We start from the raw sequence: 15,427 nt of genomic DNA, 5'->3' as shown, positions 1-15,427 counted from the left end.
GGTTTCGAGTTAAAAGGTCAGGTCTATTCCAAATGTGTTGGCTTTCATTACCGGATAAGCCGTCTCACGGTCCGTATAGCCCATTTCAGGATCAATGTGTTTGATCTTACTGATCGTGAACAGGTTCTGTGCAATGAAGTATACACGCGCCGAGCTCATTTTCAATTTACCAAGCACCGACTTTGGCAGCGTGTATCCGATACTTGCCGTTTTCAGACGTAGGTAACTTGAATTCATCCACCAGAAATCCGAATCTTTTGTATTATTGGCGTAAGGTGCCGGCGTTGAACGAGGATATTTTGCGTCCTGATTTTCTGGCGTCCAGCGGTTGTTATAGTACTCATAACCTGTGTTACTGCCATTATTTTCAAATGGAACGGTCAGGAATTGGCGTACACCTATGCTCGACTTTCCTGTGCCCTGGAAGAACAATGTAAGGTCAAACCCTTTCCAGTTTACACTTGGTGTGATACCATAGGTAAGTGCAGGGTAAACCGGATTTCCGATTACTGTAAGATCGTAATCATTAATAACACCATCGGGCACACCGTTGGGGCCGCTTAAATCAGCATAACGGATATCGCCAGGATGTAAATCGCCGAATTGTACTACGCTGTATCCATCCTCTGCATTGACAATTCCATTCCCGTTTTTGTCATCCGAGCTTTTGAACAGGCCAAGCGATTTAAATCCGTAAGGTGTACCAAACTGGCGGCCAACTTTTGTGCGGTTCGGATTTTTAGCCTCAGCATCCGTTTGGAATACTTCCTCCATGCGGTTGATTGAATAACTCATGTTGGCGTTCAAAGAGAAATCAAGATCTTTCGATACCCGTTTTCTTGTGCCAATATTCAATTCAACGCCATTGGCGCTCATTCTTCCCTTATTTTCCTGAGAAAGTGAAAGCCCGTATTCAACAGGCAAAGTAACCTGAGGAGCGAGTAACATACCGGTTCTGTTCTCGTGGAAATAATCGAATTCAATGTTCAGTAAAGAATTCCACATGCTTAAATCAAAACCAACATCCGTTTTAGTAGAAATTTCCCAGGTAATCTGGTTGTTGGCTTCTCTTAATACCTGCGATCCCTGCACCAGTGTACCGTTCCCAAAAGCATAAGCACCACCTCTCAGGTTGTAGCCCGACTGGTATTGAAAAGGACCACCGGCAAGCATTCCCGCTTTACCCCACGATCCTCTCAATTTCAACTCGTCGATAAACCGGAAACCCTTCATGAACGATTCTTCCGAAATTCTCCATGCCGCAGAGAAGGCGGGAAAATATCCCCATCTTTTGCCTGGTGCAAAGTAGTAGTGTCCGTCGTAACGACCCGCGGCTTCAACAATGTACCTGTCTTTATAGGTATATCCAAAACGGTATACATAACCCAGCTCGCTGCCGGTAGCAGCCCAACCGGCGTTGTCGTAGTCGAGTTTATCCGAGCTTCCGAAACTCAATTCGTCAATACCGATTGCGAAGTTATTACGGCGTGTCATCATGGTGTCGGCCGTCATTTTACGCATTTCAACCACCGCAAGACCAGTCACAGCATGATTGCCAAAAGTACGGTTGTAGTTCAGATAACCCTGATATGTATAATTGGTCCGGCGCTGATTTTCCAACCCCAGCCACCTGAACGGCTTTCCTGCACCTTCCTGTAAAGAAACAGCATTGGTGTAGGTGTAAGGTTTTTGTGACAGGTCAATTTTATGGTAAACAAATGGTACGTGCCATAGTTTAATGTTGCGCTGAGAAGGGTCATAACTAAACACACCCTTCACGCTCAGACCTTTTGCAAGCTGCTGTTCTACATAAATTGTTCCCAGCAGGGTATTGCCGTTGGCTCTGCGATAACCCGGCGAACGCAATACTCCGATTGGTGTATTGGCCGACGATTCTCCCCACCTGTCCCCTTCCGGATAGAGCAGGCTCTGAGTTGGTAAAAATTTGTAAAAACTACGGAAAAGGTGCCCGGAAGTGGTTTCATCAGCGTCCACATCCTTTGTGTTTTCGATACTGCCGAAGAGTGTCATCCCAACCTTGGTGGTTTTGGTCGCAGCCATTTCCAGGTTCAGGTTGTAGTTGTAACGCCTGTAACTCACCGGATCAAAAATCCCTTTCTGATCAAAATAACCAACACCAGCGTGGTAGGTTACGTTTTCCGTTCCGCCACTCAATTCCAGATTGTGATTTTGTACAGGTACGTTTTTGTTGAACACTTCCAGAAAGTTTGAGCTTGGGTATTTCCACGGATCTTCCGCATGAAGCTTTTCATAGTCCCGGATCAGAGCCGGATCGTTGGGAAGGCTTGCCCCGCCCGGAGTCTGGTTCAGATAAGCTTCGTTCTGCAAAGTCATATAGTCCTTGGCACTCAGCACGTCAGGCAAATAAGTCGGATTTTGAAAACCATAAGAAGAGCTTACACGAACCTGCGGTTTGCCCGTTTTGCCCTTCTTCGTAGTGATCATAATTACACCGTTCGCACCACCAATACCGTACGGAGCAACAGCCGCAGCATCTTTCAAAATGGTGATGGTTTCGATGCTCGCGGGATCTACCTGCCGGATATTGTCCCTACGTACACCATCCACAACGATAAGCGGTTTGTTGTTTCCGGTTGTAACGATACCCCGTATATGTATATCCGGATCGTCCTTGCCAGGCTGGCCGCCATTTGGACGCATACTTACACCGGCTACACGCCCGGCAAGTGACTGCGAAATGTTAGGAGCCGGAACTCTTGCAATGGCATCTCCCTTGATACTGGCTATCGATCCGGTTACTGTCGCTTTTTTCTGGCTGCCATACCCCACTACAACCACCTCTTCAAGTGCCTTCGTATCAGGATCCAACTTTACGTCGACCGTTGTGGCTGAGCCGATTTTCACTTCTTTTGCCAGATAACCTACAAAAGAAAATACCAGCAGATCGGTCTCTTCAGTTACTTCCAGCGTGTAAACTCCGTTTACATCGGTGGAAGTTCCGCGGGTGGTACCCTTCACGGTCACGTTCACACCTGGCAGCTCCCTGCCCTGCTCATCTGTTACTTTTCCTGTAATCCTTTTATCGGCAAAACGATGCCTTCCTGATTCGCTGCTGCGATTATGAACAATTAAGGATGACGAAACTGCGTCGTGGGAAAAGTTTAAAATCGGCGTCAGCCCCAAGAGTGACACCTTTAAAATACAGCGTATTTTTTTTAGCATATTTAAGACAAGAACAAAAATGGTTAATGTTAAAACAAACCTATTGCTTACCGGCCGGACAGTATTTTCCCATGAAGCTATTTTGAGAAACAGCCTTCCTGTAAGCAAGCATCAGCGATCCATACAACTAATTGAGATGAATTTCGCAATCGATTGCATGACATAGTATAAATGCGGCACTTTGTAAGTCCTGGTCTTCTAAATTGGAATGATCTGCATAGGAAACAGTTGGTTAAACGGTGAGTAACATTAAAAAATCTTTGACTCGACTGCTGCGCAACAAGAAGACGAAACGGGATCCACGAAACGCCCTATTATTTGAATAAAACAAATCTAATAATAAATTATGATTTGTCGATACGACACTTAAAATATATTATTTTATGATGAAAAAATTTAAATATATCCCTTACACTTTCCCGAACTAATTTCAGGCAATCAGGCACTGAAAGGTTGTTTTCCGCAGTCGTGTCAATTGCGCTTCCATTTGAGGCGTGTAAAAATATTTTATGTAAGTCCGAAATTTGAGAGTAGAAATTGTTCAAACCTGTTACACATGGCTATTCTAAAAAATGAACATAGTTTAATCCAAATGGACGTACAGTATCTGAAAATCCTGTTTATAAATAATGGAGCTAAGGCAAATATCAGAATGAGAAAGACTTAAATACGGCCAACTGTTTACCAGTCTTGCAATAGGTTTTGATGCGCTTGATTCAGCACGTATTTGAGAAAATGAATAATCAGTAATGGACGAGAAGTTGCAGACATCGAATCCGCAAAAAGAGGTTCAAAAGTCCTTCAATGCTAGTAATAGTTATAACTGGCATCACAGAAATAAGCGAGAAAATGCAATTTCACTAACCCGCGGGAAGTACAAGACGTGGAAGCAACCCATCCAGCAGATCAAGAAACTGTGTTATAAGCCGCTGTCTCTATTATGTTTTCATTTAGACCGGAGACAAAAATATCCGGCAAATCTCAACCTTATAAAAATACCATCTAGTTGATGCCCGATCTCGCAGATATTGCATCAGACTCGCCCTTTTTAAAGAATTGTCAGTCAGCTCAACCGATATTATTCTCTTCCTCGGTCCCTGTCGGGCTGTGTATTGTTGCCTGATGCCGGATAGAGAAAAGTTGTATTGCTTTTCACTGTACATCTCAATATAGAAACGTGCGACATAACGGATTTCAGGACTCGAATGAAATCTGACAATGACTCCGCAATCCGGTCGGATTTGGTTATCAGTGCCTGTATCGAAATAAACATGACCTGTGTCACCATCGGCCATACCATAACACTTGGTAGAGCGAGCATTAATAATTTCAATACCACTCCCAGGTGCGGATTGAGGTTTCGCAGGAGTATACGTGGCTATCGGAAAAAGAAAACTACGCCACTTCCTGGAATCCAAATCTACCAATTGCGGTACATAATCGATCATCATCTTCTGAGTCAGATCGTCATCAAACTTTGAAAAGTCATTTCCTTGATATCCCTCCAATTCTGCAAGAAATTCCGAATCCAGATCCATAACAATTTTATTTAGTAGTAACCTTTCGTCAATTATGATTGTGTAAGTTACATTAACAAACTATTTGTTACGATTCCCATTTATTATTCGGTCAGGAATATACACAGAATATGAATCCTGACAGCGTCTTTTTCCAACGTCTGCTCCGAATAATCCGCTGTTCCCATGAGCGGTTCTGATCTCTTGCGTCTTTGTTACGTAGCTGACAGAAATTACTTATTAATCTTTCTTCTCCTTCCCGTTTCTTTCCTCATCTGTTTCAAACTCATCTGTTTCAAACTCATCCATCACGGTGTCTTTCCACATGGGAACACCGAGGTGATAGGCCGTTCTGGCTATCATGTGTGCTGCTACGGGGGCGGTAAGAATTAAAAAAAAGGCAATAGCAATGGCTTTGGTCGTTACCGAGATGTCTGGAAAAATAGCCGCCGCACAGAATAATAAAAGCCCTACACCCAAAGTCCCGGCCTTTACAGTTACAGACAGTCGTAAGTAAAAATCCGGCATTCTCAGGATGCCGATAGAAGCAAATAAAATGGCCAGAGAGCCAAGTGTGCTTAATATTCCTATGATTATATCAGTCATTTTTATTTCTGTTTGTCTAAATAAAATGAAAACGCGATGGTGCCCAAAAAGGCTATAAGCGCCAGAATGACTGCCACATCCAGAAATACCGGCTGCGCAGTACGAATGCTGATCACGGTTATAACGGCAATACCGGTCGTGATAATCAAATCTATTGAGATCACCCGGTCTACAAGATCAGGCCCTTTAAACAATCGGATAAATATCAGTATAGCCGAAATGGATAAAATGGGAAAGATCACGTAATCGAAATACAGATTTAGTGTCATCTTAGTATGGCTAATAATTTCTTTTCGAATCCATTTTTGATACGCTGTATAAAGCGGTTTTTATCTCCGAGGTACATGACGTGTATGTACAGCCACTTCTTATCTTCGCTAATATCTAAAATCAGCGTGCCTGGTGTCAGCGAAATGACTGTGGACAAGAGGCTGATTTCCAGATCGGTGTCAGCCTGCAAAGGGTAACGAACAATACCTGGCTTGAAAAAATATTTCGGTGTTATTACGTCATAGGCTACCTGAAGGTTGGCAACAATCATTTCGTAGACAAAAAACATGACGAACGTAACCGTCTTTGGAGCCCTGGTAAAGTAACGATGATCCTCTTCGGTTCTGTTCAGTATCCATAATACCAGGAAGCCCAGAAGAAATCCGAAGAAGAAATTAATAAAATATAAAGATCCGGTCAACGCCACCCATATAAAGGATAGCAGGAGATTCATCAGAAAGTGTTTTACCATAATTTGCTGTTTATTTACCCAATACCGCGCGGGTGTATGGTGTGGTATCGATCATTTCGTTTGCAATCCTGTCGGTCACCTGAATGATGAACTCCGCATTTAAACCTATAAACAAAGATGCGCAGGCCAATATCGCGATAGGAAGAACCATTAATGTTTTCCTTCCGGGCTTGAGTGCTTTAAAATTATCGACCACCATTTCATCCAACGAGGCATCTTTCCAGAATACCTCGGACCATAATTTTGCTATCACGAACAATGTGATAAAGCTTCCTAAAATGATACTCGCAGCATAAAAATAACTGTGATTGAATAAGGCTGATTCCAGAAGAAATAACTTTGGCCAAAAGCCCGACAAAGGCGGAATACCAACCAGAGAGAAAAGCACAACGGCGATCAGCAACGATATTTTGGGATATTCAGCATATATGCCGCCCAGTTTACCCATATTCATTGTCCCTCTCAGCTGCCTGATCAAACCTGCAATCAGGAATAGATTTGTTTTCACCATGATGTCGTGGATCATATAAAACACGGCTCCCACAAGCGCCATTTTGTTGTATAATCCAAGCCCACCAATTACAAATCCGATATGACAGACAATTAGATAGGACAACATGCGCCGGATATTTGTCTTAATGAGCGCTCCAAACGCACCTGTCAGAATGGTGGTTACACCGATGGTCAGGAAAACGATCTTCAAAAATTCGTTTGGAACGAACAGTAAAGTAAAAAAACGAAACAATGCATAAAGGCCCAGTTTGGTGAGCAGCCCGCCGAACACCGCAGCCACTGCCGAAGGCGGCGTATGATAAGATGAAGGCAGCCAAAAGTACAGGGGGAAGACTGCAGACTTGATTCCAAACCCTATCAGAAAAAATATCGCTGTTAGATTTACGATATTCTGGTCTTCAATTAAAGGTATTTTAAGCGCCAGATCTGCCATGTTCAGTGTGCCTGTGATTCCGTACAGAATTCCGATTCCTGTCAGAAAAAAGGTGGAAGCAAGAATATTCATCGCCATGTATTTCACGGCACCTTCGAGCTGCGCTTTTCTTCCTCCCAATGTTAAAAGCACGAACGAGGAAATGATGACCACTTCAAACCATACGTACAGGTTGAATATATCGCCGGTCAGGAAAGCCCCGTTCAGTCCCATGATCAGAAAATGGAATATCGGGAAATAACCATAAAGCATTCGCGCTCTTCCTACGCCGACAGCTGAAAATATCGACACAGCCAGAGCTGCGACTGAAGTGAGCAAAACCATTGTAACACTAAACAGGTCGGCGACGAAAACGATCCCGAAAGGTGCCTCCCAGTTGGCGGCGTTCATGGTAAGGATGCCGCCATCCAAAATTTTTATGAACAAATTTACCGACAGCAGAAAACCGATTAAACATCCTGCAATGCTCAGTATCATTTGCTCAACGGTTTTCCGTGGTAATACAAGCTGGATCAACGCCGTGAATAAATGAACTAATACTGTGGCTATTATCTGGTTATCAATCATACGTCTTCTTCCTGTGGAGTATTCAATGTATCAAGATCATCCGTGCCTAAAAGCGCATAAACACGTTTGAGTAAAACAATCGCAAATGAGGTGAGTCCGAAACTGATCACAATTGCAGTCAATATCAATGCCTGCGGAATGGGATCTGCGTAAATGTCGGTGAACACGCTCATATCCGCCGCCATTACAGGTGGCTTGCCTTTGGTGATCGTACCTAATAGAAAAATGAGGATGTTGGTCCCATTCCCTAAAAGAATAATTCCCAAAAGCAAGCGCACCATGCTTCTTCTTAATATCAGGTACACACCAGAAGCGTAAAGCGCACCGATCAGAACGACAAGTAAAAGCTCCATAATTAGTGTGTTTCCAGTGAAATGGTGAATAAAATGGTCAGTACCACACCTATCACGACCAGGTAAACGCCGATGTCAAAAAACAATGCTGAACCAACCAGCCCAACCACCGGTATTGGCTGCTCAATCCACAAACCTGTCATCACCGGTAAGCCGAAAAACACGGGAAGAAGCATGCTGATTGCAGCGATGATGAGCCCGACAGGAATGATTGACAAAGGTGTAAACTGCAGCATTTTCATGGTTTCGGCAGTACCAAAAGCTAAGCTGTGCAAAACGAATGCAATGGCGGCCACAAGGCCGCCAACAAATCCCCCTCCCGGATAATAGTGCCCCCTTAGTAATAGAAACACAGAGAATAATAATAGTATAGGCAGCAAATATCTTGATGCCGATTGCAGGATGACACTTTTCATAAGCTACTCTTTTTCAGATGTTTTTAATTTTAACTTGATCAGGCTGTAAACTCCCAGTGCCGATATACTTAAAACGACAATTTCAAACATGGTATCGAATCCCCTGAAATCGACCAGAACAATGTTCACCACGTTTTTACCTCTGGCGAGCGAGTAAGCAAATTCGCCATAGAATTCACTGATACCCTTTTCGGTGGGCACCTGCAATACTTTGATCGCAGTAAGTGACAAAATAATTCCGAACGAACCAGCGACCAGGCCGTCCCGCACGATGATGGATTTGTTGCTGTTTGGTATAACCAAAAATGAAGGCAGGTTAAACAGAACAAAAACAAACAAAACCACTGTCAGCGTATCGATTGTAAACTGTGTAATGGCCAGGTCGGGTGCGCTGTAAAATACGAACATCAAACAGATTGCATATCCTATAATACTGGTTCCAACCACTGCGGTAAGTCTGGAAGTTGTGGTCACGGTGAGGTACAACGCACCTAACAGAATCAGAACGTTCACACCTTCGTGAATGCTGATCGGTATCAATTTGCTGTAATCGATGTGGATAGGCCCGCCCCTGATCAATTCATATACCAGCAGGATTTCGGCAAAAACGATGATCCGTATCAAATATGACCGCAGATACCCATTGTGCATAAAATCGGTATACCAGCTCGAAAAACGCTTGAAGGCTCCCCATGACATTTCGAAAAAATAATGTGGTGTGTAGCGATTGAACCTTTCGAGGAATACGGTCTTGCTGATTGCAGGCTTATTAAAGAAATAAACAATGGTTCCGGCAATGATCGTTGTTGCGCTTAGCAGCAGCACTGTGTTGAAACCGTGCCATATTTTTAGTTTGAATTCCACCGCTTCAACTGACAACACCTGCACCGTGGGTGAAATAATGTAATCCCCAACGATCCCGGGCAAACTACCCAAAACAAAACCGAGTATACCAAGGACCAGTGGTGGCAGCCAGATCGCCGCGGAAGGCATTTTAACTTTCTCCAACTGTGCTGGCAAATTTCCTATGAAAGGTTTGATCCCGGCCATAAAACCAGCCGCTACCAGACCGATATTTGCAGAAACGGCAACAATTGTGAGCAACACAGCCAGCTGCGGACCGGCAGCCAGCGTGGCTTCATAGATGAGGTCCTTTCCAATAAACCCAAATGATAGCGGAAGCCCTGCGCTGGACAATGCCGCTAATGTGCCGGCGATGAAAACAGGAAAGAGCACTTTCCGTAGTCCCGATAATTGGGTCAGCTCCCGCGTTCCTGTCTGATGATCTATAATGCCTGTAACAAGAAACAGCGAAGCCTTATACAAAGCGTGCGCTATAATGAACGTACTGGCAGCAATAAGCGCCTCTTTGGTGCCCAGGCCGATCAGGAAGGTTAGCACGCCGAGTACAGCAATGGTCGAATAAGCCAGTACGCCTTTCAAATCTGTTCTGAAAAGCGAGTGTACTCCGGCATACAGCATCGTAATGCCTCCTACGATCATCAGCGTGTAAGACCACTCCGGGGTTCCACCAAGGATGGGCGTGAACCTTGCCAGCAGAAAAATACCGGCTTTCACCATGGTTGCAGAATGCAAATAAGCAGAAACAGGCGTAGGCGCTTTCATCGCGCCCGGAAGCCAGAAGTGAAAAGGGAACTGTGCAGATTTTGTGAATGCACCCATAAACACCAAACCCAAAACCACAGGGTAAAGCTGATGTTCCCTGATTATTGCGGTTGAAGTGACCAATTCGCGGATGGTGTAGGTACCTGCAATTTCCCCGATCATGATCATGCCGGCAAGCAGAAAAAACCCTCCCAGCCCTGTGACTCCAAGTGCGGTTAATGCACTTTTTCGCGATACCGTGCTGTCGTTGTTAAAGCCGATCAGAAAGAAAGAACTGATACTGGTGAGCTCCCAGAATGTGAAAAGCAACAGGATATTGTCGGACAAAACAACTCCCAGCATTGCGGACATAAACAGGCAGAGGTAACCGTAAAAACGGTCCAGATACTGATGCCCCTTTAAATAAGAGCTTGCGTAAATAAAGATAAGCGTTCCGATTCCTGTTATCAGCAGACTAAATAGCAGAGAAAGCCCGTCGAGCCGGAAATCCAGATTAATCCCTAACGAAGGAACCCATTTATTGCTTTCGTAGATGATGTTTCCCGCACCGATGTGAGAAAGATGGGATGCAAAGTAAGCGAACAAACCAGCAGGCAACAGACTCAGGAAGACACTACGACCAGACCGGAAATATTTCCCCAGTGGTACCAACAGGCAAGATGTAATTAGTCCCAGCAGTATTATCAATAACATTGAATATCATTTAGGTTTAAAACGGACCAGACAAAGCCGGCAGACGGACATTCCCAAGATTTAACCGGCAATAACTTGCTTTGGCAGGATTCCGTAAATACGGATCAGGGTGCACTTAGTGCGAATTTTCAACCACACCGTCCTCGGTTTTAGAAAAAAAACTTCTGCTGCAATTTTTAAGCCAGCGCAGGGTGATTGTCGGAAATAATCAATATACGAAATCTTTGGTCGTTAGCCAAATGGATGCAGAGCGAGCATCGACTAGCAAAAGCGCCGATTCGGCGACCAACGTCGTGGGTTAGAGGAAGGTTGGGGAGTCTGCTCTTACGATCGAAATTTTACAATATTGGTAAAAAGTTTTGCTAGGTAGTGTTCAAGCTCAACCGTAGTTGTGTCTCCACACAACTGTAAACACAGCCCGCCCTGATTTGAAATCGGGGCGGAAATGATTCAGCTATTGCAACGCAATCGTTGCAATAGCGCGTTGCAAACGCTGTACAATGAAACACCAACTGCGAATTGGTGTTAGCGGGTGTTTTCCCCTTGCACAGCCGAAAAATAATTGAGATTGTGGAGGATGTGAATGGCAGGCTTTTCTAGGGGTAATTGTCTGGTCTGCGCGACCCGGTCTACGCGACCCGGTCTACGCGACCCGGTCTACGCGACTCGGTCTGAACAACGCAGTTGGTCTGAACGGCATATTACCGCGCCATCGCAATGCTGGTGTGGTCGATCCTGTGCAGGTATAGTAAAATTGCAAAATAGGGTTAGCGCTTGTTGTCTGTGGGGACACAGACAACGGCATCAGAGTGAACTTTCATCTGATAATCGTCAAAGGTCATATTCGCTGACAAAGCTTGGGTAATTTTTTTCAGCTTCGTAATAGTAAAATAGCTTTCAAAATTTCGGCCAACTCAGGTGTTCCGAATTCTTCCCCAAAAAAAAGAGATCGCCATACCCAGCGATCTCTTTTTTTGACAAACCAACAACTTTTACTTCGTCGGATTAGGGGCGATGAGCTGCACCTGCATGTAGCCACCTCCGTCAAGAGCAAGTCCTTTTTTGAAGCTATCTGCTCCGCCGGCAGGATCAAAGTAGATGAATGCCTCTTTGCCAACAGGGCTTATTCCTGTGTAATATTTGTTGTTGAACACCAGTGGAGACCGCACCATGCCCACAGGGCTCAACGGGGTGTTCATTACCGTTCGCGCAATTCAGGTTGAGCCTCATGTCCACATCATTTTTCGAATTGTTTGCACCATAAAACACTACACTGTTTGTATTTGGTCGCTTAAAGCACCTCACGGCAGCGGACGGTCTACCTCCCTCCTACTTCTTTTCAGTACCCACTGCACGGAATCGGGCAAGAGGTGCCATTCTTGCTTTATTTAACGATAATTCATTACCGTTAACCGTGTAGTTATCGGCCTGCACCAATGCCTGGTTCAAATCTGTTTCTACCCACATATCTTCACAGGCCATCATCGTCGACATCCCCTGTGTGAACTTTATCTTACCATTCGCCACTAATTCAAACGTTCCGCCCAAACCATTGCAGCCTCCGCTGGCAGTATAGCGACCGTCTGCTTTTTGCAAAAGTAGAAATGGCTCTTTCCCGTTTACCGAGTCAGCAACAGCCTTGCCCGAAAGCTCGATCAGTTTCCATTTCTTGTCCGTAATTTCCTGGCTCACCACTTGTTTGTTTTCTTGTTTAACTCCTGACTTTTTTGATTTGCTGCATGCGCCTAGTGAAAGCAGGCACACAAACGCCGAGTAACATAAGATTTTGTTCATTACATGTATTTTTTAGTTCACGTTGATTTACGTAAAAGGTTGCCACAAAAGTATCAGATTCCATAAAGAGATACTATTTTGGTGTGCACAAATGGTAGGATCCTGGATAAAGGTAAGGCAGATTACACCGATGATCAATTGCCCTACAATTTAAACCATTCCAGAATTTCGGACTTTTTATCCCTCGAAAATGGAATAAGCTCCGTGGAGCGTAATTGCAGATAGCCGCTGTCGCGCGTGATCAGTTTGTCTACAAAAACCATGTTTACCAGGTGCGACTTATGAACTCTTATAAATCCAAACGGAACGAGCTGCTGTTCAAAATACTTTAAAGTCCTGGAAGAAAGTAGTTTTTTGCCATCCTGAAACATGAAGTTTGAATAGTTTTCCTCCCCGGTCACCTGGGTAATTGTATTGATGGAAATGAGGTTTATACTTTCGACCGTGTGAATGGAGATTTTGCTGTTTTGTTTGGCGATTATGTCACTGAGTGACGGTCGGAATTGCACTGTAGAAACCGATTGTACCTGTTTCCATGCAATAAATTTATTGATGGTTTCCAGGAGCTCCTGCTCTTTAACCGGTTTCAATATATAATCGAAAACCTGCTGTTTGATGGCGGTGATGGAATAGTATGAAAACGCTGTGACGTAAACCATGGGAATGTTCAGATGTTTGATTTTTTCGAGGACTTCAATTCCGTTCATTTGAGGCATTTCTATATCAGCAAAAATGATGTCCGGTGCATTTTCAATTATTGCTCTGTAAGCCTGGTGCGGATTGTTAAATGCGGTTACCACATCAAAATAGTCTGTTATGCTTTCGATTTTGGCTTTTAAGAGCTGACCTGCCCTTAGTTCATCGTCAATTATGTATGCCTTTGTCATCATGATTTCATTAAAATGTAGCTGTTCACATGTATATGTCGCTCACTTTCCTGAGCACGTCCTCGTTCGTTTTCGATTGTAATAGTGGCAGGTACATTTTCACGATCGTTCCCTCATAGTCATTGGGCTTATCGATAATTTTCAGATATGAGTCGGTACCGAACACTTCTGAAATTATTTCAAGCCGTTTTTCCGTATGTGATATACCCACATGACCAACCTGCCGGTAACTACCTTGCTGTAATAATTTTGCGATTCGGCGCCCGGCTCCGTTGTCTTCGACCTTTATTTCCAGCAGCTCATCGTTTTTTCTGCTGATAGAAATGTCAATTTGTCCACCGGCCTGTTTCCGGTTCAGTATTCCGTGCTTAATAGCATTTTCGACGATGGGTTGCACAATCAGAGGTGGTACCAGAAAAAGCTCAATATCCAAATGAGGCGAAATGGTGACGGTGTACCTGAAACTGTTGTCCGATCTTGATTTTTCCAGATTCATGTAGAGTTCCAGAATTTTAAGCTCTTCACTCAATTGTATGAGTTGCTTGGGCGATTTGTCAATCACGAGCCTCAGCAAATCACTGAAATCGAACAGAACATTACGTGCGGCTGTTGTTTCATTTTTATAGAGAAAATAGTCTATCAGGTTGAGACAATTAAAGATAAAGTGGGGGCTCATGCCGCGCTGCACCGCTGCCATTTCTGCTTCGGTAGCTCTTGCCCGCAGACTGGCCGATTCCAGCCGGGTCTGGTAGTTCCTTGTGATAACGGCGGTAATGATGAATCCGTTAAAAATCGAAATTCCCAGGATCATCGGAAAGATCAGCAATACCTCTGATCCGATTCCCAAACTGTTGTTTGACGCAAGTAAGGATAGCAGGAAGGCGGCTTCGAGGAATACAGTGAGAATACACAGTCCGAAGATGTAAATCCTGAATGCATTTTTTATTTCCTTCCTGATCTTGATAAGATAAATGGCATAGATACCGGAAATGACAGGTTCCAGCGCAATGGCGATGTAATTGACGAGGTAATAAAGGTTGGTTAGAATGGAAAAAATGAGCGAAGCTACTGCCACAACCACAGCAACGCAGGCCAATCGGGCAGTAATCCGATTATTCAACTGAACTAACTTGCCGGTGTCATAAAATCCCCTGACTGACATAAAATTACAAGCCAGCGCCAAAAACAGAACGAAGCAATCGAAATTGATCAGCGTTTTGGGATCGTCAAAAGGAGAGTCATTGACGTTTATAGGATATTGAAAATAACAGAAAGTGAAGAAGGAAAGTGTGAGCAGCAATCCAATTGCGTGGTAGGTGTATGACCAATTTTTGGACAGAAAAAAAAGGACCAGCAAATGAAGAACAGTTGTGAGCAGCACTCCGACAAATGGAAAGATAAACTTCGGATATTTTTCCGCTGATATCCGGAATTCAAGTTGCCAGCTGGTTAGCTCTTCTTCGGATTTAAGGCTTGCCAGAAGCGGGCTGTAATTGAAATTGTTAAACTTTCGGCAGGCAATCAGGTATCCACCCTTTGAAATACCGGCAAGGGAGTCATAAAGCGTAACGAATTCTCTTCCGACAGTTGAATCCAGTTTGCTGGAAGGAACATATTTCCCTCCCGTCCGTAATTTCACCCAATCCCCTGACCTGATTGCATATACATCAATATAATCCTGATAGCCGGTAACGAGAATTTTTCTTGCAGTGTTGTTTCTCAATGTACTTTCGGGAACATATATCCAAACCGAAGTTCCGGGAGCGAAGCGTTCAGTGCTGATATCCTCCGAATATTGATGCCTGTTGAGCAGACTGGTAATTAGGGGTATATCCTCAGACTTTAAAGGCTGATCATATATGAACACGATCCTTGGGATCTCCGGAGGTGGTTTCGGAAATGAAGAGGCAGTTGCAAACGCGCTTGCGACAATAAATTTTAAACACAGCAAAATATTAAAACGATACGCTGTTCGTGGTCCAGACATATTGCAGAAGGTTTCTAAACCCCGGTTTTATCATTTTTGTAAAACCTTAATAAGGAATGATCACTTTTAGAGCAAAAATTGCGCACTTC

General features: G+C 44.0%; 13 protein-coding genes. All 13 read right to left on the bottom strand.

The genetic code is table 11. From position 1 onward, the window contains the following. Nucleotides 1–9 precede the first annotated feature (9 nt). Nucleotides 10–3,204 carry a TonB-dependent receptor gene (locus LZG71_RS08670; protein WP_233819079.1) on the bottom strand — a complete coding sequence of 1,065 codons (3,195 nt, stop codon included), beginning with the start codon at nucleotides 3,202–3,204 and terminating at the stop codon, nucleotides 10–12. A gap of 950 nt (nucleotides 3,205–4,154) precedes the next feature. Further along, complete coding sequence (locus LZG71_RS08665; RefSeq protein ID WP_233819077.1) at nucleotides 4,155–4,742, bottom strand: hypothetical protein; 588 nt, start codon at nucleotides 4,740–4,742, stop codon at nucleotides 4,155–4,157. A 219-nt stretch (nucleotides 4,743–4,961) separates the two neighbouring features. Continuing rightward, entirely contained in the window at nucleotides 4,962–5,327 is a 366-nt protein-coding gene (mnhG, locus tag LZG71_RS08660) for a monovalent cation/H(+) antiporter subunit G (protein ID WP_233819075.1), read from the bottom strand. Nucleotides 5,328–5,329: 2 nt separating this feature from the next. After that, nucleotides 5,330–5,596: a monovalent cation/H+ antiporter complex subunit F gene (locus LZG71_RS08655; protein WP_233819073.1), complete on the bottom strand. Its 267-nt coding sequence runs from the start codon at nucleotides 5,594–5,596 to the stop codon at nucleotides 5,330–5,332. Next, nucleotides 5,593–6,069 (bottom strand): Na+/H+ antiporter subunit E, encoded by a 477-nt coding sequence (locus tag LZG71_RS08650; protein ID WP_233819071.1) that lies wholly within the window; start codon nucleotides 6,067–6,069, stop codon nucleotides 5,593–5,595. Before LZG71_RS08650 ends, LZG71_RS08655 begins: the two co-directional genes overlap by 4 nt. Nucleotides 6,070–6,079: 10 nt before the next feature. Beyond that, a complete protein-coding gene (locus tag LZG71_RS08645; protein ID WP_233819069.1) occupies nucleotides 6,080–7,492 on the bottom strand; it encodes a proton-conducting transporter membrane subunit in 1,413 nt (470 codons plus the stop codon). Between the two features lie 86 nt (nucleotides 7,493–7,578). Continuing rightward, entirely contained in the window at nucleotides 7,579–7,935 is a 357-nt protein-coding gene (locus tag LZG71_RS08640; RefSeq protein ID WP_233819067.1) for a Na+/H+ antiporter subunit C, read from the bottom strand. Nucleotides 7,936–7,937: 2 nt separating this feature from the next. Continuing rightward, entirely contained in the window at nucleotides 7,938–8,351 is a 414-nt protein-coding gene (locus tag LZG71_RS08635) for a Na+/H+ antiporter subunit B (protein WP_233819065.1), read from the bottom strand. A 3-nt stretch (nucleotides 8,352–8,354) separates the two neighbouring features. Next, nucleotides 8,355–10,670 carry a hydrogen gas-evolving membrane-bound hydrogenase subunit E gene (mbhE, locus tag LZG71_RS08630; protein ID WP_233819064.1) on the bottom strand — a complete coding sequence of 772 codons (2,316 nt, stop codon included), beginning with the start codon at nucleotides 10,668–10,670 and terminating at the stop codon, nucleotides 8,355–8,357. Between the two features lie 992 nt (nucleotides 10,671–11,662). After that, nucleotides 11,663–11,869, bottom strand: coding sequence for a hypothetical protein (locus LZG71_RS08625; RefSeq protein WP_233819062.1), 207 nt, complete (start codon nucleotides 11,867–11,869; stop codon nucleotides 11,663–11,665). A 130-nt stretch (nucleotides 11,870–11,999) separates the two neighbouring features. Then, a complete protein-coding gene (locus LZG71_RS08620; protein ID WP_233819060.1) occupies nucleotides 12,000–12,464 on the bottom strand; it encodes an META domain-containing protein in 465 nt (154 codons plus the stop codon). Between the two features lie 143 nt (nucleotides 12,465–12,607). Then, nucleotides 12,608–13,354, bottom strand: coding sequence for a LytTR family DNA-binding domain-containing protein (locus tag LZG71_RS08615; protein WP_233819057.1), 747 nt, complete (start codon nucleotides 13,352–13,354; stop codon nucleotides 12,608–12,610). Between the two features lie 22 nt (nucleotides 13,355–13,376). Beyond that, the gene (locus LZG71_RS08610) at nucleotides 13,377–15,338 is read right to left on the bottom strand and encodes a sensor histidine kinase (RefSeq protein WP_233819055.1); all 1,962 of its coding nucleotides are present in this window, start codon (nucleotides 15,336–15,338) and stop codon (nucleotides 13,377–13,379) included. Nucleotides 15,339–15,427: the final 89 nt, after the last annotated feature.

The sequence above is a fragment of the Dyadobacter sp. CY312 genome, assembly GCF_021390535.1.
GTDB lineage: Bacteria > Bacteroidota > Bacteroidia > Cytophagales > Spirosomataceae > Dyadobacter.
Note: the sequence above shows the minus strand (reverse complement) of the source record. Positions and strands in the feature narration are given on the sequence as shown.

Bases quoted from the DNA above. Each gene is read 5' to 3' on its own strand.
- LZG71_RS08635 (WP_233819065.1), bottom strand. From the start codon at position 8,351: ATGAAAAGTGTCATCCTGCAATCGGCATCAAGATATTTGCTGCCTATA.
- LZG71_RS08640 (WP_233819067.1), bottom strand. From the start codon at position 7,935: ATGGAGCTTTTACTTGTCGTTCTGATCGGTGCGCTTTACGCTTCTGGT.
- mbhE (WP_233819064.1), bottom strand. From the start codon at position 10,670: ATGTTATTGATAATACTGCTGGGACTAATTACATCTTGCCTGTTGGTA.
- LZG71_RS08665 (WP_233819077.1), bottom strand. From the start codon at position 4,742: ATGGATCTGGATTCGGAATTTCTTGCAGAATTGGAGGGATATCAAGGA.
- LZG71_RS08650 (WP_233819071.1), bottom strand. From the start codon at position 6,069: ATGGTAAAACACTTTCTGATGAATCTCCTGCTATCCTTTATATGGGTG.
- LZG71_RS08620 (WP_233819060.1), bottom strand. From the start codon at position 12,464: ATGAACAAAATCTTATGTTACTCGGCGTTTGTGTGCCTGCTTTCACTA.
- mnhG (WP_233819075.1), bottom strand. From the start codon at position 5,327: ATGACTGATATAATCATAGGAATATTAAGCACACTTGGCTCTCTGGCC.
- LZG71_RS08645 (WP_233819069.1), bottom strand. From the start codon at position 7,492: ATGATACTGAGCATTGCAGGATGTTTAATCGGTTTTCTGCTGTCGGTA.
- LZG71_RS08655 (WP_233819073.1), bottom strand. From the start codon at position 5,596: ATGACACTAAATCTGTATTTCGATTACGTGATCTTTCCCATTTTATCC.
- LZG71_RS08615 (WP_233819057.1), bottom strand. From the start codon at position 13,354: ATGATGACAAAGGCATACATAATTGACGATGAACTAAGGGCAGGTCAG.
- LZG71_RS08625 (WP_233819062.1), bottom strand. From the start codon at position 11,869: ATGAACACCCCGTTGAGCCCTGTGGGCATGGTGCGGTCTCCACTGGTG.
- LZG71_RS08610 (WP_233819055.1), bottom strand. From the start codon at position 15,338: ATGTCTGGACCACGAACAGCGTATCGTTTTAATATTTTGCTGTGTTTA.
- LZG71_RS08670 (WP_233819079.1), bottom strand. From the start codon at position 3,204: ATGCTAAAAAAAATACGCTGTATTTTAAAGGTGTCACTCTTGGGGCTG.